The following is a 23792-nucleotide window of genomic DNA, read 5'->3' as shown; positions in this document are numbered from 1 at the left end:
GGCTGCCCCCTTATTTTTCTTTCATCCAAGCTTTGATCAATTCCGCCGCTACTTCAGGATTGCTTTCGGCATAATTTCTAGCCGTTTGATCCAATGTTGGTTCTCCTGAATGTTCTGCTGCGGCTTCTTGTGTGGATGCTTCTGGCACCGCTGGTTTCGTTTCAGCAGACCGATTGCCGACACCGCCAAAAACGACTTCTTGTGCAACTGACGGACTTGTACCAGTGCTAACTGCTGACGGTTGTGCAAAAGTGACCATTTCCTCCGTCACATCGACTTCCAGCTCGTCTTCTTTACGACGACGTCGGATCACGCCAACGATCATTAAAATCACTAAGAACAAGGTCAACACGATGCCGCCGATGATGGCATACTTGAGATAACCTTTGGCAGCTGCAATCGGTTCATTCCCTTGCGGATCAACGGCTGGATCAACCTCTGCTTGGGCAAAGTCAAATCCTTGGATCGCGATTTGATCACCACGGTCATTGTCATAGCCGACGGCACTAGCAATCAACTGCTGCAATTCTGCTTGATCCGCTTGCGAAAGGTTCGCATTGATCACGATCGAGCTGGTCATTCGTTCGATCATGCCAGGGGCCGTAATGGTCGTGGTGGTCTCGGTATCCAATTCGTTTTCCACCGAACGGCTATAGGAATTGTTTCCCTCTCCATCCGTACCCGTCACATTGGAGACATTGTCATCCACCGTCCCTGTTTGGGCTTCTTGGACGGTGCCTTGCGAACCAGCAGCCTGCACTGTCTCACTCTTGATCTCTGGGTCATCATAAGTGACTTTCTTCCGCTCGATCGAGTCAAAATTCAAGTCTAAATTGATCGACACTTGGAATTTGTCTGCACCATAGATCGGTGTCAGCAGCTTCGCTACTTTTTCTTCTAGCGTTTTTTCGTAGGAATCTTTGATGGCAATGTATTTATTGTTCAGGCCACTTAATTGACTGGCTTCATCTTCGGTTCTCGTCAAGGTATTGCCCGCACTATCAACGACTTTTACATTTTCTGGCTTCAGCTTTTCCACTGCCCCTGAAGTCAAGGTAACGATCCCTTGCACGGACTCGTCTGCAATCTGCTGATTTTTCAAGGTCAACACGATAGAAGCAGTTGGCGCACTTTCCTCAGAAGAAAAGACACTTTCTTCTGGCATCACGAGTAAAACTTTGGCGGATTTGACCGCATCGATCGACTCGATCGCCCGTTGCAGTTCGCCCGTTACTGCCCGCTGATACATGATCTTGCGGTCTTCGTCGGTTGTCATCATGTTGGCATCATCAAATAATTCAAAACCTGTACTGGTATTTGGTAATTTATTGTCCACGGCAAGATTGATGCGGTATTCATCGACTTGGTCCTTGTCGATCAAAATAGTCGTCCCATTGTCGGCTAATTTGTAGGCGATCTGCTGTTCCTCCAAATCCTTGCTGATCGTTCCCGCATCGGCATCGCTTAGATCCGTAAACAAGATACCGTATTCAATTCGCGTATTTAAATAATACACAGCTGCTGTGATTCCGAGAACGCTGATAACGGAAAGAACAACGATCATTTTCTTTAAAGAGCTTTGCATTTGCCAACGGTCTTTGAGTTGTTCTGTCCATTCTTTCACTTTATCCATCATTTATCCTTATTCCCTCACCCACTGCTAAAACTGCATATTTTTCACGTCATTGTAAGCTTCTAAACACTTGTTTCGTACTTGAACGGCTGTTTGTAGCGCCAATTGCGCCTCCGTCATGCGAATCATCACATTCCCTAGATCGCTTTCATCGCCGGTGATCAAATTTACAGTATCTTGATCCATGACCGCCGTTTTTTGATTCAACTGATCGACCGCATGGGTCAAGTAAGAAGAAAACTGATTTTCCTCGGCGCCTGCAACACTGGTCTCGTTTGAAGCAGCCCCCGTGCCTAGTGTCCGCAAAACGTTTTGGTAGTCCGTTAATCCTGTCGTTAAAAGTCCATCCATTTTCTCGTTACCCCTTTGATATTTCTAATGCTTTTTTCAAGATCGTTTTATTCATTTCTGAAGCAGAAACATTGGCTTCGTACGTTCGAACCGCTTGCAACATTGCCACCATTTCATCGGCAATATCCACATTTGATTGACCGACATATCCCTCATCATTTGCAGCGGGATTGGTAGGATCATAGGTCAGTTTTTCCGTCTCATCGGCAGCGATCCCCGTCACTTTGACACCGTATGTAGCCGGTGTTCCTTCGCGACTATTTTTTAAATTTTCTGAAAAAAGAATACTCTTTTTTTGATAAGCAGCGGTTGTTTGTGTTTGATTCGTATTTACATTTGCGATATTGCTGGAGATCGTATCTAGTTTTAACCGTTCCAATGCTAGACCGCTCGCGTTGATCGTTAGTCCATTAAACATACCCATTTGTTTTTCCTGCGCTTTCTATCAATTACTCAATACAAGGTTCATCATTTGCAAGCGACCGTTGACTTGTGCGGTCAATGCACTGTAATATAACCCATTGGCTGCTTGATCCAACATCTCCACTTCAAGATCCACGTTATTGCCGTTGTCTTTGATGCTAGTAGTTGCATTTTCAGTGATTTTCGGTTTTACTTGAGAAACTGACGCTTCGGTTGCAGCGTCCGTCCCTGATGAAGCGAGTGCCTGCTTTAATTCGCTTTCAAACACGATGCGTTTTGCTTTGTACCCATCCGTGTTGACATTGGCGATATTAGACGAAATCAATTCTGCGCGTTGGGCAGAAACGTTCATGGCTGTTTTTAATAAATCATAGGTATCCAACAATAATTGCTCCTTCCACCTTCTGTACCAAACGTTTTTTTCAGCGATGGAACAGAAACAAATATATTTATTTATTTTTTTGTTATAGATTAAAAAAACAAGAAGACGTGATGTCATTATAGTAGAATTATTTTTATTTTACAATTTGATTTTTGCAACTTTACGGATATGACATTTAAGTTACAACCATGTTATGTTATTTGTTAAACACTGTTTCATCGCAATTTCGTCCCCAGTTATAAAAAGTAAACGATCGATATAAAGCGTTTTACAAGCATATCTATGCTTTTTGATCAAAAGATGATTTTTGATAAAAAAACAAGCATTATTCGAAAAATTGATTAAAACATTTTCATTTGTGCTGAATGACATGACAAACCCTGAGAAACGCTTCACGAAAAAAAACGGTACCATCTATAAATATTCACAAAAATTGCAAGCTGTACCATTTCAAAAATTTGCCGCCACTTGCCCAAAAAACAACAAAAAAAGAAGAAGCTGAAAATTTATTTTAGTTATTTTTAGGATTATTTTTTTTTGCTATTAAGAATGATTTTAATTCACCGATAAAATAAATGAGGGTTTAAAACCTGGAAATAGAATTTAGGAGGACGCAACAAATGGATTTTTTCTTGCTGATCGGTATTATTTTAGGATTGATATCTGTGGTGGTTGGGATGATTGTAAAAGGTGCCAATGTGGCCGTTTTGATCAATCCGGCAGCCGCGATCATCATTTTCGTTGGTGTGATCGCAGCCGTTATCAATTCATTTCCCAGCAGTGATATCAAAAAAATCCCGAAGATCTTCGGCGTTCTGCTGAAAAATAAAGAATACGACTTAAAAACAACCATCAATACCATCGTTGAATTAGCCAACCAAGCCCGGCGCGACGGTTTGTTATCTCTTGAAGGTGCCATCCAAAACTTAGAAGATCCTTTTTTAAAAAAGGGCTTGGAAATGGTGGTTGATGGCATCGCTGCCGAACAGATCCAAGAAATCATGGAGAATGAGATCTATGGGATCGAAGAACGGCATCGCATCGGCTCGGCTATTTTTAAAACCGCCGGCACGAGTTCCCCGACCTTAGGGGTGTTAGGAGCCGTGATCGGGCTGATTGGGGCGCTAGGTAATTTAGAGGATGTAGAGGCACTGGGGCACATGATCTCGGCGGCCTTCGTGGCGACCCTTTATGGTATTTTCTTCGGCTATGTCCTGTTCATTCCCTTTAGCTCACGCCTGACCTTGAAATCGGAGCAAGAGGTCCAAATGATGTCGATCATCGTGGAAGGGGTCTTAGCGATCCAAGCCGGGCAATCGCCGAAAAGCATTGAGAAAAAATTATACAGCTTGATCGATCCGAAAAAACGGCAAGAACAATTATAAAGGGTGAAGCGACATGAAGCGAAAAAAGAAACATGAAGAACATGTAGACGAAGCGTGGCTTTTGCCTTACTCGGATATGTTGACCTTGCTGCTGGCTTTGTTCATCGTCATGTTTGCCATGGCGAAAGTCGATGATGAGAAGTTCCAAGAAATCAAAAGCGAATTTGGCACCATCCTTTCCAGCCACCACAGCAATTCATCTGTGATTGGGTCGGTGATCGATATGGGCGAGACCACGCCGCGAAAAAAAGCCGCCACTTCTGCCGAAGCACAAGCGCAAGAAGCAGCGGTTCGGACCCAACTGGAAAATCAGCAACTAGAAAAAATCAGCGACCAGCTGGCACAAGAGCTGGCAGCTTCTGGCTTAAAAGAGCAGACAGAAGTCCGCTTGGAATCCGATGGCTTGCATATCACGCTTGCCAGCAGCATCTTGTTTGCCTCTGGCAGCGCCGAGATCACGGACACCACTCGTCAGTCACTGGATCTGCTATCGGACTCACTAAAAAAATTAAAAGCCAACAAAATCGTGATCGCTGGGCATACCGATAACGTACCTGAAAAAGGCAATGGCCGCTACCAATCTAACTGGGATCTTAGTTCCGCTCGGGCCATTACCGTTATGGAGTACTTCATCAGCAAAGGCGCCGTTTTAGAAAAAAATGCTGCCATCCAAGCCTTTGCCGATACCGAACCGAAAGCCGATAACAACACCCCCCAAGGCCGCTCGGAAAACCGCCGCGTGGAGATGATCATTCAGCGGACTGAAACGGCAGCTGCTCAATAAATAACCTTTTCCAATTAAAAAAACGATCCCCTTTCAAAGGCGATCGTTTTTTTTATCTATAAATAAATTGTAGTAGCCGTAACAAATGATGACAATGCCCACCAATGTGGAACGATCAATAAAAGGAACCTCAAAAACCATAAAAAGCAACCCTTTTAAGCCTAAAATGATGATACCCATAACTAGCATCAGCCAAGAGGCGAGACGAATCAATTGGTATTCTTTTCCAAAAATCTTCAGCAACCGTACCCCTCCTTTTCTCAACTTAAAGTGTACGCTTCTTAATGAGCAATCACAGTTCACCTGTCTGATGTTGCTGCTTGGCAAAAGTCGACAGCCATTGGTTGCTTCTTCTCATTATAACAGATGCTTCATGCCTCACCCTACGGTTTCCTAACTGACCTTCTTTTTTTGCAGTTGGACAATTCTGATTTAACCATACACATCAAAAAACCCCCCATTACCAACGAATTTATTGGGAATGGGGGGATGATCAGCTCTCGCTAATCAATCATTTATTTTTCCACTTCAAACCGATTGGTCAATCGCTTCAACTCTTCTGCAATGTCCCTGAGATCGGCCACATGGTTGGTAAATTCATCCATGGTTGCCAAGACTTCTTCTGCATTTGCGGAAACTTCTTGTGTACCAGCGGCATTTTCTTCCGTTGATGCGGAAATGTTTTCTAAGTTTTCCAGTACACTGTTTTGAATGTTTTCGATACGGGCACTGGCTGCTTCAATATGATGGATGCCTTCGATCATATAGCTGCTGCGTTGGAAAACTTCTTTTGAAGACGAGATCGCTTCTTTGATCAAGTTGGTTTGGCGAACGCCGCCTTTGACAGACGCCGACGTTTGTTTGACCATTTGACTAGACTGCTCACGAATTTCTTCAATGATCGCTTCGATCTCTTTGGTAGAAGCCTTGCTTTGTTCCGCCAATTTACGGATCTCAGCAGCCACGACGGCAAAGCCTTTGCCCGACTCACCTGCACTTGCGGCTTCGATCGATGCATTCAAAGCTAGCAAGTTGGTTTGGTAAGAAATATCGTTGATGACCCCAATGATCGAGTTGATGTTTTGGATACTATCATTCATTCCCGTCATGTTCGACATCAAACGCTCCATCTGTGCCAACTCTTGTCGCCAGCTGTCATCGACTTGATCCATGATCGTTAAGTTTTCTTGATTGATCTTCGTAGATTCTTGCGACTTGCTGCTCATGCCGCCAACATTTTCTCGTAATTCTTTCACGACCTGCGACAGATTTTGCATTTGGGACACGCTGTATTCTGTTTCTTGGGCTTGCGCACCGGTCACTTCAGCAATACCCGTAATGGTTTGAGAGACTTCTTCTGTCGCAATATTGGTTTGTTTTGACAATTCTAATAAAGAATCCGACATTCCTGCGACACTGTTGCTTTCTTTTTGTACTTTTTGGATCAATGCACCCGTGCCTTCGATCATCACATTGTAATTGTCCGCCATTTGCTGGATCTCATTGCCTGCTTTGTCTGGATATACAACTCGGCGTGCCAATTGCTCCCATGTCCATTTTTCGCCTTTGGCTCTTTTGGTTTTGCTCATCTTCTCTAGTTTGCCTTCACCTACTTTTCTAAAGTAACGATTGAAGCAATCGATGATCGCTGCGACTACTTTGATCGCGGCATAAGAAACCAGTCCTACAAAGAGCAGCATCAAGATCGTAACGATAATGGTGGTGCGGACTAACGCTCCTAACTCTTTGTCTAGATCACTAGCTTTGACTTCGGAGTACGCCCAAACATTGGAATCAGCAGACTTGTCATACAACACATCGTTGACTTTATTCGAGTCGCCTAAGCCAACCATGCCTGTCGGGTTTTTAGCTTCTTTGATTTTTTGGAACACTTCTTCTTCTTTGATATTCTTACCGATTTGTTTGGTGTTTTTTGAGGTCACGATGACCCCAGATTCTGAAACTAAGGTGACATTCCCAGTCCGCCCTACGGTAAAGGAAGACAAGATGTTTTGAATGCTTTCATAGGAAACATCGACGCTTAAAACCCCCACTTGATTATGGGAATTTTTGACCCTGATCGAAGCCGACGTCACAAATTGATTCGACACTGTATCTAAATAAGGTGCTGTCCAATACACTTCTCCTTCGGCTTTTACGGCCCCTTTGTACCATGGCCGAATCGTAGGCTTATAATCATCTGGTAAGGGATTGAAGGTTACATATTCATCATCTTCTGTTCCAAAAGTCACCGCTAAGAAGCTGTTGCTTCCAGCAATCGCTAAAGAAAGATCTGAACGGATGCGTCCCATGCTGAATTCTGTTTTCATCGCTGGCAGTTCAGCCATTGATTTCAATTTGCTTTCCGTCGATCGGCGCAAACTCTTTTCTTCCGCCAAGATCAAATTGACGGCACTTTCTTTGTTCAAATCATTTCGTTCAATCAATAAGTTCTTGGTGGTTAAATAGGAACTTGTCAGCATGACAATGATCGGGATCCCCGCAACCAGCATCAAGGTGATCATCACATAAATTCCTATCGTCTTTTTTCTTTTTTTCACAACTGTGCCACTCCTTCATTTCCAATTTCACACGATCCAATGAAGACTCGTCCGTAGACGACCCTTAGTAAGGATAATCGGTTATTTCTTTGAATGATTAAGAGGGTTCATTGGCAGAAACGGCTGCAAGCGCATTTTCTTTTTTGCTAAGGCTTACGGTTGCTGATCTAACGAATAGAAAAGCTCCTCAGTCATGAAGGAGCGTTGCGACTGCATAAAAATAGCCAGCACGGAAGTTTCCGCACTGGCTGTAGGGGCCCCTTTAATGGGACTGCTTTTTATTGCCTATAATTCTTTGATGACGGCTTTTTCTTCCGCAGTCAAAGCGAAATCAAAGAGCGCTAAATTTTCGGCTTGATGTTTTTCTGAATGGGATTTCGGAATCACGATCACCCCACGCTCGATTTGGTAACGCAAGACCACTTGGCTCCAGGTTTTTTGATACGCTTCACCGATTTGGGTCAAGGTTTCCCGAGCCGCTTCTGAAATCCGTGAAAGTGGCCCCCAGGCTTCTGGAACTACCTGATTGGCTAAGGAATAGGCGATGATCGCATCGTTCCACTTGCCTGGATGCGATTCGATTTGATTGACCGCTGGTTTGATCCGACTGTTTGCCAATAAATAGCTAAGTTCTTCTTCTTGGAAATTGGACACCCCGATCGCTTTTAAGACTCCTTTATCGACATAAGCCTCAAGAACCGCCCAGACAGCGGCGATCTCTGCCAAGTTGTCCCACGGATGATGGATCAAATAAAGATCGATCGATTCCGTCTGCAAGGCTGCTAAACTCGCTTCGACAGACGCTTTCACGGCAGCTGCATCTTGCGTATGCTCTGGTTTGCCAGGAATCTTAGAAGTCAGGAAAAATTCGCTGCGGTCGATCCCGCTTTCCTTGATGGCTTTGCCTACCACGGCTTCGTTGCGGTAAGAAATCGCCGTATCAAAATGCCGATACCCAAGCTTGATAGCAGTCAACAGCTCTGTCGTATCATCATTGATCGCACCTTGGTATTCTCGGTTTTCTTTCCCAAATGTATTCGTCCCACTGCCGATCACTGGAATCTGAATGCCGGTATTCAATTCAATCGTTTCCATGCTGCTTCCCCCTTTGTGTTGTTTCTAGTCTATCAAAAAAGCAGGAGTATGGGGAAGAAAAACTCTTATTGCCGCTAAAAAACGGGGAAAAACACAAAACGCATATTCAAGCTGCCCCTCCTCCGTTATACTGAGGGTAAGACACGAAACACCCAAATAAGGAGGGTTACTTTTGAAAAAAACACTATTTTTTCTTTGTGGATCACTGACATTCGGTCTAGGTACTTTAGGAATCTTTTTACCTTTCTTACCCACAACGGTCTTTTACTTGCTGACGGCTTATTTCTGGCTGCGGAGTTCCGATACCTATTATCAACGCTTGGTTCAATCAGAAAATTATCAAAAATACATTGAAAAACCACTCGTACAAAAACAGCTGAGTACCAAGGGAATGGTTCGGATGTTTGCCATGATGCTGGTAGTCTTTGCAATTCCTGCACTATTGATCCCTAATCTGCTGGTACGTTTCGTCCTCGCTGCCATCTACCTCGCCCATGTTATTGGGATCATTTGGTATTTAAAAGGACGCAAACCCGCGATTCAAAAAACGGATCAGCCCCTGTAAGGTGAAGCTGCACGAACACACCGTAATCCACCAAGCAGGCGAGCCTTGCTAGTGGACTGCGGTGTATTTTTTTCTCCTATTTTAGCGGGAGCCCACTGACGCCTCTTCGATGATGGGGGCGGATTGGGCGATCGCTAACCAGGCAGCAGGGATTCGGTATGGGGAGCAAGAAACATAGTCGATGCCGATCTCTCGCAAAAATGCAATGGAATAGGGATCGCTGCCGACTTCGCCACAAACACCGATCGAGTGCTCTGGCTGACGATCTCTTACGCCAGTGATCGCTTGGCGCATCAAGGTGCCAACACCCGCCTGATCTAAGTGCTGGTAAGGATCTTCTTGTAAGATCCCCGACTGCAAATAGGCTTGAATAAAGCTGCCTGCATCATCCCGCGAAAAGCCAAACGTCATTTGGGTCAAGTCATTGGTACCAAAACTAAAGAACGCAGCATCTTCAGCACACTCCCCAGCGATCAAGCACGCTCTAGGTGTCTCGATCATCATGCCGATCTCGATGTGCAATGGTTGCTGCAGGGTTGCTTCTGCTTGAGCGATCACCTGTGTCAACGTCGCTTTCAACACCTGCAGCTCTGCGGGCAAACTGATCAGGGGCAATAAGATCGCCGCCTCTACCTCGACTCCTTGCTGCCGCAATTCCACAGCCGCTTCACAAATCGCCGCTGTTTGCATTTCATAAATTTCTGGATAGCTCAGTCCTAAACGGCTGCCGCGATGCCCCATCATGGGATTGACCTCTTGCAGCTCGTCAATTCGCCGCTCGATCACTGCCAATGATTTTTGACTACGGCGAGCCATTTCAAGGCGTTCATGCTCATGGGGCAAAAATTCATGAAGTGGTGGATCTAATAAACGAATCGTGCACTTCTTTCCTTGCGCGGCCTGCAGCATTTCTTGGAAATCGGCTTTTTGATAAGCCTTGATCTCAGCCAACGCCTTCAATCGTTCCGCCTTCGTTTCCGCCAAAATGACTTCCCGCATTTTCCACAAACGCTCTTCCCCAAAAAACATATGCTCCGTCCGTGCCAGACCGATGCCCGCTGCCCCAAAGGCCAGCGCAGCCTCAATGTCATTTTTCGTTTCCGCATTTGCGTAAACCTTTAGATCTGCCTGGGCTTGTGCCCACGTCAAAAGCTGATCCAGCAAGACACGCTCCTGGACACTGGTCATAGGCAGCTGCCCTTGATACAGTTTGCCAGTGCTGCCGTCTACCGAAAGCACGTCACCTTCTTCAATCAGCAGCTCGCCGCAGCGAGCCTGCTTCAAAAATACATCGACACTTAATGCCTCGCACCCTACCACACAGCAGACCCCCAGACCACGGGCGACCACCGCCGCATGCGAAGTCATCCCCCCACGAGCGGTAATGATCGCTTCACTCACCACCATGCCTTCAATATCTTCAGGTGAGGTTTCCTGCCGCAGCAGCAGGACTTTTTCTCCTGCGCGGCTGGCTTTTTCCGCCGCCTCTGCAGTGAAATAGACATGTCCTGAAGCTGCTCCTGGACTAGCCGGCAAGCCCTGCGCAAAGGCTTTGGCTTGCTGTAAGGCTTCGGGGGCAAATAACGGGTGCAGCAATTGATCGATCATTTCTGGTGTGATGCGATCTAGTGCTTGCCTGATAGTGATCCGACCTTCTGCGACCATATCCGTTGCGATTTGCGCTGCGGCAGCGGCGGTTCGTTTGCCGTTTCTTGTTTGCAAGACAAACAGCTGGCCGTCATCGATGGTAAACTCAATGTCTTGCATGTCTTGATAGTGATCCTCCAAACGCTCAGCCAGTTGCTTTAATTCCTGATAGATCATGGGATGCTGCTGTGCCAACGCTTGGATCGGTTGCGGTGTACGAATCCCTGCAACCACATCTTCCCCTTGGGCACACACTAAAAATTCGCCGAAAAGTCCCGGTTCCCCGGTTGCTGGATTGCGGGTGAAGGCGACACCCGTCCCGCTATTTATCCCGCTGTTACCAAACACCATTTCTTGAATCGTTACGGCAGTCCCTAGATCGTCAGGGATGCGATGGAGAGATCGGTAGGTCTTTGCCCGTGGGTTGTTCCATGAACGAAAAACCGCCGTGATGGCTGCCAACAATTGCTGAAACGGGTCTTGCGGAAACGCTTCTTGAGTATGTTCCATATAAATACTTTGAAACACGCGGCAGATCATTTGCCAATCATTGCCAGTCATCATTTGGTCTGACGCATAATTCTGCTGTTTCTTATAATCTGTCAAGTAGGCTTCAAAGTGCTCTTTTGCTACACCTTTCACCACATCCCCATACATTTGGATCAAGCGGCGGTAACAATCATAAGCAAAAACGGGGTCCCCCGTCTGCTGAGCCAAGCCTTGGACGGTTTCATCATTCAACCCAAGGTTTAAGATCGTATCCATCATCCCTGGCATGGAAAACTTAGCCCCACTGCGGACAGAAACCAACAACGGCGACTGCAGTCCGCCAAATGTTTTGTTCCTGCGGACTGCCAATTCTTCGATGGCAGCTTTGACTTGCTTGATGATCGCCTCAGGAAGAACCTGTTCTTCTAAATAGGTCAGGCAAATAGTCGCAGGGACGATAAATCCCTGGGGAACAGGCAAACCCAAATTGGTCATCTCCGCAAGATTTGCCCCTTTCCCGCCTAATAGTGCTTTTTGCTCTTTTGTACCTTCTGAAAACCATACGACTGCTTTTTCCATCATGTTCCTCCTTTTAAATGTTATATACTATTTCGATTAATTAGCAGTATATAGTATGACACATTTAATCGTCAAGCTGAAAAAAGAAAACTTTTCAGGGATTTATCCTTTTTAAAAGAGAAGGATTGCCTTTTTATTCGGAAAATCATATAATCAATAGCATAGCACATAAAAGAAAGAAGGTGACACATTGGAATTAAGCCAAAGACAAATGAAAATCATTGAGATCGTCAAAGAGCATCAGCCGATCAGTGGGGAGACCATTGCGAAGCAGTTGGGCTTGAGCCGCGCAACCTTGCGGAATGACTTATCGATTTTGACCATGACCGGTTTATTAGACGCCCGACCGAAAGTCGGCTATTTCTATACAGGACAAACCGTTGAGCCTTTGCTTTTCGAAAAACTCTATCATACCAAAGTTGCAGAAGTCATGATCCCGCCGTTGCTGATCTCACAAACGGTCTCCGTTTATGAAGCGGTCACGACTTTGTTTATGTACGATGTCGGTTCCCTCTATGTCAAAAATGACCAAGACGAGCTGATTGGGGTCCTCTCCCGCAAAGACCTACTGCGCTTTGCGATCAGCAATGCCGCACCAGAAAAAACACCTGTAGCGATGATCATGACTCGCATGCCAAACATCGTGACCATCACACCCGAAGAAACGATTTTGACGGCTGGTACGTTGTTAGGGCGACATGAAGTCGATACCTTGCCTGTGGTCGATCCGCAGGAACCAAAAAAAGTCATCGGCAAAATCACGAAGACACGGCTGATGAATTACTTTATTCAAGCAGGCAATGACAGTGACAACACACACTTTTAGGGGGCAAAAACAATGAAGAACGTTCGAATATATTTGATTTCAGATTCCGTAGGCGAAACGGCACAAAAGCTGATCGCAGCCGTTTCCGCGCAGTTTCCCACGATCGACCTTTCAGACATCCAGCTCTTTCCCTTTACTAATGATGAAGAGAGCTTAGGCGAGATCCTCAAAGATGCCTTGCTAGACAAATCGATCGTCGTTACCACCTTAGTCAATAAAGAATTAGTCGCCTTTGTTGATGCCTTTGCCAAGCGGACTGGTTTGCAGTATGTCGACTTTATGTCGCCCTTGACCACGATGCTGGAAAAAACATTCGGTGTAGAAGCCGTCCAAGAGCCTGGTGCCTTGCATCGCTTGAACCAAGCATATTTCAGCCGGGTGGCAGCGATGGAATTTGCGGTGAAATACGACGACGGCAAAGACCCACGGGGATTTCTCGATGCTGACTTTGTCCTCTTAGGGGTTTCGCGAACCTCGAAGACACCATTGAGTTTATACATGGCAAACCGCGGCTACAAAGTGGCAAATCTGCCTTTGATTCCTGAAGTTGCTTTGCCAGCCGAAGTGCACCAAGTCGACCCGCGGAAAATGGTCGGTTTGACCACGAATCCAGAATCCCTTACCGAGATTCGGCGATCCCGAATGCATTCATTGGGCTTAAAAGAAGAGACCCATTACACCAATTGTGAACGAATCGAAGCAGAATTAGCTTACGCGAATGAATGGTTCAAAAAGCTGAACATTCCGGTGATCGATGTCAGCAAACGTTCCATTGAAGAAAGCGCGATGCTGATTGAAGAACAAGCCAAAGAACAGGCCCATGTTCAATAAAGACGCCTTGGCAAACCTGACCGAGATCATCAACTTGGAAGCCATCCAGCAGCTGCCGAAAGCCACCGAGCACTTTGTCAGCGATCTGCATGGTGAATACGATGCCTTTGACCATATTTTGCGGAATGGTTCTGGCAGTATCCGAGAAAAAGTCGAGATTTTGTTTACTGGCGTCTTGACGAAAGAAGAACAGACCGAACTTTGTTTTGTCATTTATTATCCAGAGGAGCTATTACAAGAACAGGCATGGACCCCTGCCGATTGGCGCTTAAAGATGGCACAGCTAGTAAAAGTTGCCCGCTTTACTTCCAGTAAATACACACGCTCTAAGGTACGCAAAGCACTGCCGTCTTCTTTTGCTTATATCTTAGAAGAACTGTTGTACCAATATGATGCTGACTTCAATAAAGAAGCTTACTATCGGGCGATTTTTGATAAGATCATTGAATTAGAGGCAGCCCCGCTTTTTTGCCAAGAACTGGCGTACTTGATTCAGCGCTTCGTAGTGGATCATCTCCACGTCTTAGGCGATATTTATGATCGCGGACCAGCGCCAGACAAAATCGTCGATCGCTTGATGACTTTGCCCTCACTGGATATTCAGCTAGGCAACCATGATATTTTGTGGATCGGCAGCTTTTGCGGCTCGCTGCCCTGTTTGGCCAATACGATCCGCATCGCTGCTCGCTACGGCAATCTGGCATTATTACAAGATGGTTATGGGATCGATCTATCAAAAGCACTGGCTTTTAGTCAAAAATATTACACAGAAAATGAAGGCTTTTATCCGCAAAAAACAGTGGACCCTTTATCAAGCCAGCAAAAAAAAGCAGCCATGCTTTTGCAACAGGCGTTTGCCATCATCCAATTCAAAGTCGAAGCAGCCGTGATCCAGCGGCGTCCAGCATTTGCGATGGCAGAGCGCTGCTTGTTGCATCGCTTGTCTCAAGATCGGCAACAAATCCAGCTAGACCAGACCTATCCTTTGATCAACGGCTGTTTTCAACTAGTAGATCCCGATGATCCTTACCGTTTGACAGCAGAAGAACATGAGGTACTGCAAGATTTGCTGAGCCAATTTCAACGCTCGCCCCGCTTAGCTGCGCATATGCGCTTTTTAGTTGAGCATGGCACCTTGTACCAGCGCTTCAACGACAACCTGCTGTATCACGGCTGCCTGCCTTGTCAGGAAAACGGCGATTTCCTGGCCTTTACTTTCCAGCAGCAGCCCTTAGCAGGCAAAGCGTTGATGGACTTTTTTCAGCAATGTTTGCAGGAAAGCTTTGCCCAACCAGAAAAGCAAACAGACCTTGCCACCGATATGATCTGGTATCTTTGGTGCGGCGAAGGCTCTTCCCTCTTCGGCAAAAAAGCCATGAAAACCTTTGAGCGCTACTTTATAGCAGATCGCAACACCCATACGGAACAAAAAAATGCCTATTATTCTTTAAGGGAAAACGAAGACTTCTGCTGCCGTGTCCTAGCTGCCTTCGGTCTGCCGCCGACAGGCCACATCATCAATGGCCACACCCCTGTGAAAGTGCGTAAAGGTGAGACGCCCATCAAGGCAAATGGTCGTTTATTGGTGATCGATGGCGGACTCTCTCGCTCCTATCAATCCGTCACAGGCATTGCCGGTTACACGCTGTTGTCAAATTCCTTCGGCATGACCTTAGCAGCCCATCAACCCTTTACAGATCGCCAGCAAGCCATCCAGCAGCGACGTGACATCGTCACTCAGAAAAAAATCGTCGTGCGGCAAACGGAAAGAACAACGGTAGGGCAAACAGATATCGGCAAGCGGCTGCAGCAAGAAAGCCGAGTGCTTTTTGAAGAATTAAAAAATCATCCGATCCCTTGACGAGTCATTCGTCAACCAATCGGATGATTTTTTTTACAGTCCTTTAGAACTATGAAAGGCTTTGAGTTTTTCCAACGCCTGCAGCACAATGATCAAGACCAAGATCGCTAAGGCCAAAAAGAGCGTTTCTAACCCTTTTCCTTGTGCCAAAAGCAGCTCTCTTAAAATTGCTGTAATACTGATCAAAATCAAGTAACGCACCGGAATATGGTGACCTTCTTTTACGTAACGCAATAACATCAAAATAATTTCCAGTAAAATAAACAATGTCGCGATCTCTTCGATCAATAAGGAAAGATCACTGACTTCATGCAGCGGGATCACATGGACAACGATTTTGTAGATCGCTTCCGCCATCACCACCAAAACCAACAGAACCAACAGTCCTAACATAATATCAACAATCACACTAATCATTTTTTCGAAGTGCTTAAAATACTTTCCCATAACACCCCTCCTCGCACTTATTATAGCGAAACTGTTCAAAATCACTTTACGATATGCTTGCAAGTGCAGCTTTTTTTAGGAAGGAAGGAAATAAACACGCAGGACTGAGGGTAGTCGCTTTTTTCACTAGTCAAAAGGGATAGCTGCTTTATGGGGACGCAGCCACGAAAAAGCCTGTTTATGGCAATGGCCGGGCGTGATTCCTTCACACAAGCAAATAAAAAAGCTAGGCATAAAGCCTAGCTGAAATGGTGCCTTTGGATTGGACTGGTTTTCCTTATAAACTGGGATCAGTTGACCCCTTCGACTGTTAGATCAACGTTTTCACTCGTATCTTCCGCAGCTTCGTCATCGCTATTGGAGGTTTCCGAAGACGGTTCAGTCGTTTCACTGCTGGAGCTGCTTGTTGTAGTACTGGTCGAACTCGTAGACGAAGAGCTTGAAGAACTGCTGCTAGCGCTACTGCTGGAGGTATCGCTGGTGGTCGTTGAGCCGCCACTCGGCGCGGTACTCGAACTGCTTTCGCTACTTGCAGAAGTACTGACGCTAGGCTCTGTCTCTACTTCGCTTACAGAAACAGACGTGCCTTCATTTGTCGACGCTTCGATCGAGCGACTAGTCGTTGAAGACGGTGTATACGAACTAACACTGGCTTCATAAAAAATCTGACTGGAATCAGAGGTTTCTTCGATACTGCTGCTTGCGGTCTGGTAAGGTGGCTCGGAGGAACTACTGGAAGAATCTCGAACAAAGGGCGCGGCAACAAAGGCATTGGCATCTTGATTGATCGCCACACTCAAAAAAACCGCAACAAAACAACTGACTAATGCCGACTGCATATTGAACTTGAATTTCATCGCACTCCCCATCCTTTCCCAAAAATATGGTTGGACCTTCCGTCAATGATCTATCTCATTCTTATATTATACAAAAAAAAGCAATCGTCAACAAATTAAGTTTTATTTTCAAAGATGACAAAGACATGAATGCCCGTTGCGCAACAAAAAAAGCCCGAGGGCGACGGTCGATCACCTGCGGGCCCATCCCTTCACTAAGGGTTGGCAGGTGCGACAGATGCTCGTTCCTCTGGCTTTAATAGTTCCTTTACTTAAGAAATTCTTTTACTTATAAGTTTCGCAGATGATTCGGGTCATGGATCGGTGCTTCAATATCACTGTCTCCCATGCGCGGTGTTGGATGAACGGACTCATCGGGCATCGCTGTTTCACCTGGTAACGGTTGATCGATGATTGGCTCAGTATCTGCATCACGATCCGTTATTTTGTCCATCGGCTGATAATCGTAGACGCCGACAACGAGTTTGTCTCGTTCGATGTCATCTCGGTAGCCGTATAATGGATCATGTTCATCGTCTCTGTGATCTGAATCGCCAAAAGAAAACGCATCTTTGATTTTTTCCCAAAGCGAACGATCTTCGTCTTCACTAGCAGCATGCTCCACTTCCACATCATCGATGGATTCTAACCCAAATTGATCGATGACTGTTTGATTCGCATACAGCACGATATCGTCTTTGCCATAGCCTTCGTTTGTCAATTGCTCAATAACCGGTAATACTTCTGTTCGAGTGTCGTAACTGCCAATAATCGTTAGGTTTCTGTTGTGCATGTGAAATCCTCCTTATTTTGTGTACGCTTCGATTGTTCTGGTTCTGAAGCAATTCTTTTAAAACTAGCAATTTCTATTGCTTCTTTCATTCTAACGCAGGGTTCTATGATTGACCAAATAGTTTGATTGCGCTTACGAAAAACAAGTAGTTTCTTGATAAACCGCTAGCAGCTTAGTGAACGCTTGATCCAGCATAAAAAACCGCGTGAGCCAATGGCATACACGCGGTTGCTTTTGCTTATTATTTGGAAACGATCAACTTTTGCCCGACATAGATCGTATAGCTGCTGTTGATCTTGTTCCATGATGCGATTTGGCTGATGCTGGTATTGTATTTTTGTGCCAGTGACCATAGGCTGTCACCTGATTTCACCGTGTGCGTCTTCGTTGAACTACTGCTGGTATTCGTATTAGAAGACCCACTGCTAGCAGCTGTCAAGTAGGCACCGCTGACCCAGCCTTTGCCAGAAACATAATACCATTTGTTCGTGCCATTGACGGTCGTCCCGGTTTTTGTTGCGGTAACCGTGACGGTTGCCCCTTTACTTAAAGAACCAGTAATACTGCTGCTGGTAGAAGCATCGGAACGAACATTTAAAATCTCGGTGGTTTTCATTTTCTGATTTGTCGTCGTTGAACCGCTGTTATTGGAAGAGCTGCTGGTTGTTGTCAAGTAGGCACCACTGACCCAACCTTTGCCAGAAACGTAGTACCACGTTTTATTGCCTTCCACTGAAGTACCGTTCTTTTTCGCTGTCACGGTAACGGTCACCCCTTGACCAAGCGTCGTCACGACACGGCTGCTGGTAGAAGCATCCGAGCGGACATTCAATGCGGCCGTCGTCTTCATTTTTTGATTGATGCTTGAACTGTTGTCTTCTTTTTCTGCTTCAGAAGCATTATTGTTGGTCACTTCAGTAAGGTAGGCACCGCTGACCCAACCTTTGCCAGAGACATAGTACCAATTTTTGTTGCCGTTGACTGATGTGCCGGTTTTCATAGAAGTGGCTGTAAAGGTCGTGCCTTTGCTAAGTGATCCTACCACTGATCCGCTAGTAGAAGCGCTGGAACGAATATTCATCGCTTCCGTCGTCTTCATTTTTTTGTTGATCGTCGTGCCAGAATTGCTATTGTCTGAACCGGTGTTGCCTGATCCGCTATTGCTATTTGAAGAATCGGTCGAAACCTTCGTCAAATATGCACCGCTGACCCAGCCTTTGCCAGAAATTTTATACCACGTGGTGTTGCCGTTGACGCTGGTGCCCGTTTTGGTCGCCGTTGCCGTAAACGTCGTATTGGCTGCTAACGAACCAGTAATAGAGGCACTGGTGGAGGCATCCGAACGAATATTCATGGATGACGTGGTTTTCATTTGCTGATTGATCGCTGTTTCATCACTGACGATCGTTTCATTGCTATTGCCGCCGCCTGCATTTGAGCTGCCAGTGTCATATTGCGTTAAATTATACGTACTGATCAAATTGTTTAATTTGCTGGCATAAGAAGTATCGGTTGCATACCGCCCTTGCAGCCAAGCGGTCGCTTGCGTGTAAGAGGTCGTATTGCTTTTCCACGCACCGCTGTAATAGTAGTTGCCGCTAGAAAAACTCGTGTTGCGCAACACATACGCATTGTCTTCAAAAGACTCTTTTAATGATGGGTATTTCCGAAACTTGGCGCTGATCAAATAATAATTGCCTGAACCATCATCTTCATACGTATCCATTGTCACGTATTGACCATTATAGCTACCTTTGATCCCAAACATATTGTTGGCCGTGGTCGTCAAAGTTGATGCGCCCCAGCCAGATTCCAAAATCGCTTGTGCCATCATGACAGAGGCATACAGATCGTTTGCTGCCGCTACTTCCGTTGCATAGCCGCAAATCTGACTGATAAAGGCAGCCGGATCGATCGTTGCCCGTGAAAATAATGCCCGACTGGTCAAATCCGAAAGGGCTGATGGTACTTCATCTGCTTCTAAGACTTCATCACTAGCGACTGTTGTGCTTTCTGTCGTCGCTGTTTCTGATCCCTCAGTGACTGCTTTAGTCCCTGACTCCTCCGTCGTTTCCGAAGTTTCTTCGGTCACAACAGGTGCTGTCGTTTCCTCAACCGGTGTGCTGTCGGTTTCTGGTGTAGTGTTTGTTGTTTGTTCAACGACCTTGAGGTCATTGCTAGTTTCTGTCGTTGCCGTTTCAGCCGCATGCCCTAAGGTCGGGATAAACGTTGATCCCGCTACTAAAGTAGTAGCCATCGTAATACTTTTTTGGGTATATTGTGTGCGCTTCAAGCGCTTTTCTAAGCGGCGTCGTTCTTTACGAATTGTCATTTAATCCCTCCGTCGTATTAGCCTTTTTTTATTGTAACACGATTTATTAAAAAATGGGGGGTTAAGATGAAAAAACAGTGAACTCAACGAGATAATTTCTTGCTATGAAACAGTTTTCTCTTTTGCTTCATCCGCCAATCCTCTGTTTTAAAAAAAGAAAAAAGAGTGGTTTTGGCACCAAAAAAGCAGCCTTTATCAAAAAGACTGCTTTGGTTGAATTGTTATTTAATAACAGGTGCGGGCTTTTTGGCTTTTTTCAGCATCGCATAGCCAATGTTGAGAACGAGCCCAAAAACCGCCAAGAAAATTGCTGTATAAAAGGCTTTTGTATAATCTCCTTGGTTACTTTCAGCGATTGCTGCTGCCACTCTAGGCCCAAAGAATGCCGCCGTAGAATAACCAATAAAGACGATTCCATAGTTGACCCCTTGATTGATCGGTCCGTAATTTTCCATAACGATCGATGGGAAAACCCCCATCACGCCCCCGAAGCACAGTCCTAAACCGATGATCCCGACAGTGAAGATCACGGTTGTTTGACCAAGTGTCAATAGGAATAAGGACAATGCCACCACGCCATAGATGATCATCAACGTATTCGTTCGACCAATTTTATCAGAAACGGTGCCCCAAAGGACACGACCAAAACAGTTGCTCAATGAGTACAAGCTGACATAAAAAGCAGCGGCGGCTGCCGTCAAACCGAACATACTTTGCCCGATCACTGATGCGTTAGAAGCAATCATCAAACCTGAGAAAGCACCTGCCCCTAACATAACGATAATCAAGTAGAAGGTTGGTGTCTTTAGCATGTCCAACCAATTCAGATTGATTTGTGGGCCATTTTTTCCTTGCGCCGCTGGTTGCCAACCTGCTGGGCGATAATCTTCTGGTGCCTTGCGAATAAACAGACTAGCCACTAAGACGATCACGATATAGGCGATCCCTAAAATCCGAAACGCTGCTAGTACATCTTGTGATTCGATCAAACGATTCGCAATCGGTGCGGCAATAATCGCTGCCCCACCCATACCTGCTGTGATCAAGCCAGAAGCCAGTCCCCGTTTATCTGGGAATAGCCTAATCGTATTGCTTAAACAAGCCGAATAGGCAAAGCCTTGCCCTAAACCAGCAAAGACTCCATAAGTCAGGTAAAGCATGGCGGGTGAGTTGACCAATCCCGTCAGGAAGAAGCCCGCTCCGAACAACACGCCTCCACCAGCGATGACCCATCTAGCGGCTCCTCGGTCTGTCAGCAAACCACCCAAAATCATGGTAATCGGGCCAACTGCGGCATTGATGGTAAAGGCTAACATGATCTCTTCCATGGACCAGCCTTTTAATTGACTAAGAGGTCCTGCAAAAACACTAAAGGCGTAAACGGCGCCCGTACACAGCAATACCGCGGTCGAAGCGATCAGAATCAGCCAGCGATTGATTTTTGTTTCCATTTTTTCTCTCCTTTGCTTTAAGCATGTTACTTTATTCACATGTTTTTTCAAAAGCTAGCGCGCGTGTCGAGACACAACGCGCAAGGCTTTTTATTCGAGATGTTCTGCGACTGCTGTTTTTCCAGCAATTCGGCCAAAAGTAAAGATGTCTGTCAACGAGTTGCCGCCTAAGCGATTGCCAGCATGGATCCCCCCAGCAACTTCCCCTGCTGCATACAGCCCTTCAATGATTTGATCTTCCTTCGTCAACACATGGGTTTGCGGATCGATCTTCAATCCCCCCATCGTGTGGTGAACCGCTGGTTTTCTTGGTGTGGCATAGAAAGGCGCTTTTTCCACTTTCAAGTCGAAGACATCCTTGCCAAACTCTGGGTCCTTCCCAGCATCCACATAGCTGTTGTATTTCGCAACGGTCGCCTCTAAGACGGCTGGATCAACATTGATCTGCTCTGCCAGGCCAGCTAAGGTCTCACTGCGGAACAGCGTACCAGCAGCTACTTGCTTATCGATTTTTTCTTGGCTCGTGTTATAAGCGGTTTTCTTGATCTCTTCATCCGCGATCAAATAGAACAATCCGCCATTATCGATCGCCGCTTGGGTCAATACATCGCGACTTTCGTATTCATTGACAAAGCGTTCACCCTTTTGATTGACCATCACAAAGTTAGCAGGTGGCACTTGCAGGCCACTGAACAAAGCCCCTGTGTTTGGATCAGATACGGGCATCATTTGCGAAAAGCCCATGCCAACAAGGTCCGCGCCAGCACTTTCCCCTAGTTTGATCCCGTCACCAGTGATCGCTGGTGAATTTGACGTTTTGATATCGTCTTCGATCTCTGTCCAATAGGTATTGTATTGTTTCAACATTTTCGTATTCGCTCCGAACCCACCAGAAGCTAAAATCACTGCTTTGGCATGGATCGTGACTTTTTGACCGTTACGGCCTTCCCCGATGATTCCAGTAACCTTGCCATCTTCGATCAATAATTCTTTGACAGGCGTATCGGTTAAGATCGTTCCCCCATGTTCTTTCACGAATTGATGCAAAGCAGAGACAAAGGCATACCCTTCGTTTTTGACTGGTTTATGTCCTCGGCGCCATTTCGCTCCTACTGGCATATCGACATTGTTCATATCAAATTCTACGCCGATTTCTTCTAGCCATTTCACTGAGTCCAATGCTTGATCCGTCAAGATCTTCACTAGCTCGTATTTTCCATAGATCGGTTGACCATTCAAATCTTTGCGTTTTCCGCCTAAATAGGTTTGAATTCGATGCCACAAAGCAGAATCAAACAAGTATTCTTTTTCTGGCGTCGTTTCTGAAAGATACGCAGTGATTTGTGCCTTCAAAGCTTTGAAGTCTGGTAAGTATTCTGCATCGATCTCTTGCTCATCGATCGTCAGCACTTCTTCTAAAGCACTGCGTTCGCCAGGCAATGCGGAAAAGCCGTTTTGCCATTTTGGATCCGCGGCATTCATCGGTCCGCCAGTACGTACAGTATTGCCACCGATCGCTGGGAATTTTTCTACTAAGATCACGTCTTTATTGGCTTGCAGCACACTGGCAGCCGCACTCAGACCCGCGCCGCCACCACCTACGACAACGACATCGGTGGTATACGTTTCATCTTCTGTTTGCAAAGCACTGGCGGCTTTTGGCCGTTTGCGCAAGACATCTGGGTTCGCACCAGCCATTTTCACGGCTTTTGCTACGCCATCAACGACACCGTTACTAGTAACCGAAGCACCAGAGATCGCATCGACATTTAAGGTTTGCCCTTCAATGATCTCTTGAGGAATCCGTACGAAAACGACATCAGCGATCCCTTCGGATTCACCAGAAGTATCGATATCGATAGCTTCGATCCGTTCTTCACTCAATTTGACGACCATTGGTAGATCCCCGTTATGTCCTGGTGCTGTGACGGTGTATTCGCCAGGCTCATAAACGACTTCTTCTGGTACGTTCAACAAATTAGCGACTTCCGTAAACCGAACAAACTTGCGGAAACAGCTTTCCAAAAAATCGACCGTTCGTTGATCTTTTAAATTGCCTTGTTCATCAAAGGCTTGATGCGCACGTCCCAACAAGAACTCATTTCCTGGCATGACTGTCGCATTGACACCCGGTGCATCAAGGATTTGGCGCAAATGAAGCTGTGCTCGCGAAGAGCCTTGTACATCGTAGGATGCACCGACGATCATCACTGGTTTGCCATCAAAGGGATGGAGATTGAAGGAGAGCCATTCCAAGACGCTTTTCAATGCGGAAGGAATCGAATGGTTATGCTCTGGTGTCGCAATGATCACCCCATCGGCTGCTAAAATCTTGCTATTTAACCGTTGAATCACTTCACTATTGGTTTGATCTTGTGTTTCATTGAACATTGGAACATCCTTGATTTCCAGTAGTTCAATTTCTGCTAGGGCAGCAAATTCTCGCTGCATAAACGCCACTAATTGGCGATTGGTGGATTTTTTGGCGTTCGTTCCGATTAGGCCGACAAATTTCATGACT

Annotated in this window: 20 protein-coding genes; 6 read left to right on the top strand and 14 right to left on the bottom strand. The window is 45.9% G+C overall.

The window, feature by feature from the left end:
* Nucleotides 1-10 precede the first annotated feature (10 nt).
* The 4 genes from fliF to flgB are packed head-to-tail and all read right to left on the bottom strand — an operon-like array spanning nucleotide 11 to nucleotide 2789.
* Nucleotides 11-1633 (bottom strand): flagellar basal-body MS-ring/collar protein FliF, encoded by a 1623-nt coding sequence (gene fliF, locus IGI72_RS00515; protein ID WP_438755044.1) that lies wholly within the window; start codon nucleotides 1631-1633, stop codon nucleotides 11-13.
* A gap of 27 nt (nucleotides 1634-1660) precedes the next feature.
* A complete protein-coding gene (gene fliE, locus IGI72_RS00510; protein ID WP_016608997.1) occupies nucleotides 1661-1984 on the bottom strand; it encodes a flagellar hook-basal body complex protein FliE in 324 nt (107 codons plus the stop codon).
* Nucleotides 1985-1991: 7 nt separating this feature from the next.
* On the bottom strand, nucleotides 1992-2408 hold the full coding sequence (gene flgC, locus IGI72_RS00505; RefSeq protein WP_003129038.1) for a flagellar basal body rod protein FlgC: 417 nt from the start codon (nucleotides 2406-2408) through the stop codon (nucleotides 1992-1994).
* Nucleotides 2409-2429: 21 nt separating this feature from the next.
* Nucleotides 2430-2789: a flagellar basal body rod protein FlgB gene (flgB, locus tag IGI72_RS00500; protein WP_017144455.1), complete on the bottom strand. Its 360-nt coding sequence runs from the start codon at nucleotides 2787-2789 to the stop codon at nucleotides 2430-2432.
* A 620-nt stretch (nucleotides 2790-3409) separates the two neighbouring features.
* Between flgB and motA the strand changes: the two genes are divergently transcribed.
* Together motA and IGI72_RS00490 are read left to right on the top strand one after the other, a co-directional pair.
* The gene (gene motA / locus IGI72_RS00495) at nucleotides 3410-4174 is read left to right on the top strand and encodes a flagellar motor stator protein MotA (RefSeq protein WP_005232810.1); all 765 of its coding nucleotides are present in this window, start codon (nucleotides 3410-3412) and stop codon (nucleotides 4172-4174) included.
* Between the two features lie 13 nt (nucleotides 4175-4187).
* Nucleotides 4188-4958, top strand: a complete 771-nt coding sequence (locus IGI72_RS00490) for an OmpA/MotB family protein (RefSeq protein ID WP_115231520.1) — start codon at nucleotides 4188-4190, stop codon at nucleotides 4956-4958.
* A gap of 33 nt (nucleotides 4959-4991) precedes the next feature.
* Here IGI72_RS00490 and IGI72_RS00485 read toward each other — a convergent pair whose 3' ends face one another.
* The 3 genes from IGI72_RS00485 to IGI72_RS00475 form a co-directional block, all read right to left on the bottom strand.
* Nucleotides 4992-5201, bottom strand: a complete 210-nt coding sequence (locus tag IGI72_RS00485) for a hypothetical protein (protein WP_128489218.1) — start codon at nucleotides 5199-5201, stop codon at nucleotides 4992-4994.
* Nucleotides 5202-5473: 272 nt separating this feature from the next.
* The gene (locus IGI72_RS00480; protein ID WP_115231519.1) at nucleotides 5474-7519 is read right to left on the bottom strand and encodes a methyl-accepting chemotaxis protein; all 2046 of its coding nucleotides are present in this window, start codon (nucleotides 7517-7519) and stop codon (nucleotides 5474-5476) included.
* A 285-nt stretch (nucleotides 7520-7804) separates the two neighbouring features.
* A complete protein-coding gene (locus tag IGI72_RS00475) occupies nucleotides 7805-8614 on the bottom strand; it encodes an aldo/keto reductase family protein (protein WP_005226570.1) in 810 nt (269 codons plus the stop codon).
* Nucleotides 8615-8786: 172 nt separating this feature from the next.
* Here IGI72_RS00475 and IGI72_RS00470 point away from each other — a divergent pair, with 172 nt between their 5' ends.
* A complete protein-coding gene (locus IGI72_RS00470; protein WP_438752656.1) occupies nucleotides 8787-9179 on the top strand; it encodes a YbaN family protein in 393 nt (130 codons plus the stop codon).
* 81 nt (nucleotides 9180-9260) lie between these two features.
* Here the strand turns inward: IGI72_RS00470 and ppdK are convergent, their stop codons facing one another.
* Entirely contained in the window at nucleotides 9261-11894 is a 2634-nt protein-coding gene (ppdK, locus tag IGI72_RS00465) for a pyruvate, phosphate dikinase (RefSeq protein ID WP_015508725.1), read from the bottom strand.
* A 190-nt stretch (nucleotides 11895-12084) separates the two neighbouring features.
* On the opposite strand from ppdK, the gene IGI72_RS00460 reads away from it, so the two are divergent.
* The 3 genes from IGI72_RS00460 to IGI72_RS00450 are packed head-to-tail and all read left to right on the top strand — an operon-like array spanning nucleotide 12085 to nucleotide 15412.
* Nucleotides 12085-12720 (top strand): helix-turn-helix transcriptional regulator, encoded by a 636-nt coding sequence (locus IGI72_RS00460; protein ID WP_005232817.1) that lies wholly within the window; start codon nucleotides 12085-12087, stop codon nucleotides 12718-12720.
* Between the two features lie 12 nt (nucleotides 12721-12732).
* Nucleotides 12733-13551, top strand: coding sequence for a pyruvate, water dikinase regulatory protein (locus tag IGI72_RS00455; RefSeq protein WP_005226564.1), 819 nt, complete (start codon nucleotides 12733-12735; stop codon nucleotides 13549-13551).
* Nucleotides 13541-15412: a fructose-1,6-bisphosphatase gene (locus IGI72_RS00450; protein ID WP_115231516.1), complete on the top strand. Its 1872-nt coding sequence runs from the start codon at nucleotides 13541-13543 to the stop codon at nucleotides 15410-15412. The genes IGI72_RS00455 and IGI72_RS00450 overlap by 11 nt, the downstream gene beginning before the upstream one ends.
* Before the next feature lie 33 nt (nucleotides 15413-15445).
* Here the strand turns inward: IGI72_RS00450 and IGI72_RS00445 are convergent, their stop codons facing one another.
* The 6 genes from IGI72_RS00445 to IGI72_RS00420 all read right to left on the bottom strand — a co-directional run bounded on the left by IGI72_RS00445 (nucleotide 15446) and on the right by IGI72_RS00420 (nucleotide 23788).
* The gene (locus tag IGI72_RS00445; protein ID WP_010748527.1) at nucleotides 15446-15859 is read right to left on the bottom strand and encodes a phosphate-starvation-inducible PsiE family protein; all 414 of its coding nucleotides are present in this window, start codon (nucleotides 15857-15859) and stop codon (nucleotides 15446-15448) included.
* A gap of 290 nt (nucleotides 15860-16149) precedes the next feature.
* The gene (locus IGI72_RS00440) at nucleotides 16150-16716 is read right to left on the bottom strand and encodes a hypothetical protein (protein ID WP_015508723.1); all 567 of its coding nucleotides are present in this window, start codon (nucleotides 16714-16716) and stop codon (nucleotides 16150-16152) included.
* Between the two features lie 268 nt (nucleotides 16717-16984).
* Entirely contained in the window at nucleotides 16985-17488 is a 504-nt protein-coding gene (locus IGI72_RS00435; RefSeq protein ID WP_005226556.1) for a general stress protein, read from the bottom strand.
* 241 nt (nucleotides 17489-17729) lie between these two features.
* Nucleotides 17730-19820, bottom strand: a complete 2091-nt coding sequence (locus IGI72_RS00430) for an SH3 domain-containing protein (protein ID WP_438752654.1) — start codon at nucleotides 19818-19820, stop codon at nucleotides 17730-17732.
* A 221-nt stretch (nucleotides 19821-20041) separates the two neighbouring features.
* A complete protein-coding gene (locus IGI72_RS00425) occupies nucleotides 20042-21271 on the bottom strand; it encodes an L-lactate MFS transporter (protein ID WP_005226552.1) in 1230 nt (409 codons plus the stop codon).
* Between the two features lie 90 nt (nucleotides 21272-21361).
* Nucleotides 21362-23788 (bottom strand): flavocytochrome c, encoded by a 2427-nt coding sequence (locus IGI72_RS00420; RefSeq protein ID WP_086338876.1) that lies wholly within the window; start codon nucleotides 23786-23788, stop codon nucleotides 21362-21364.
* Nucleotides 23789-23792: the final 4 nt, after the last annotated feature.

It is taken from the genome of Enterococcus sp. DIV1059_2, assembly GCF_051713685.1.
Classification (GTDB): domain Bacteria; phylum Bacillota; class Bacilli; order Lactobacillales; family Enterococcaceae; genus Enterococcus_D; species Enterococcus_D casseliflavus.
The sequence above is the reverse complement of the archived record's forward strand: the minus strand, read 5'-3'. Positions and strand labels throughout refer to the sequence as shown.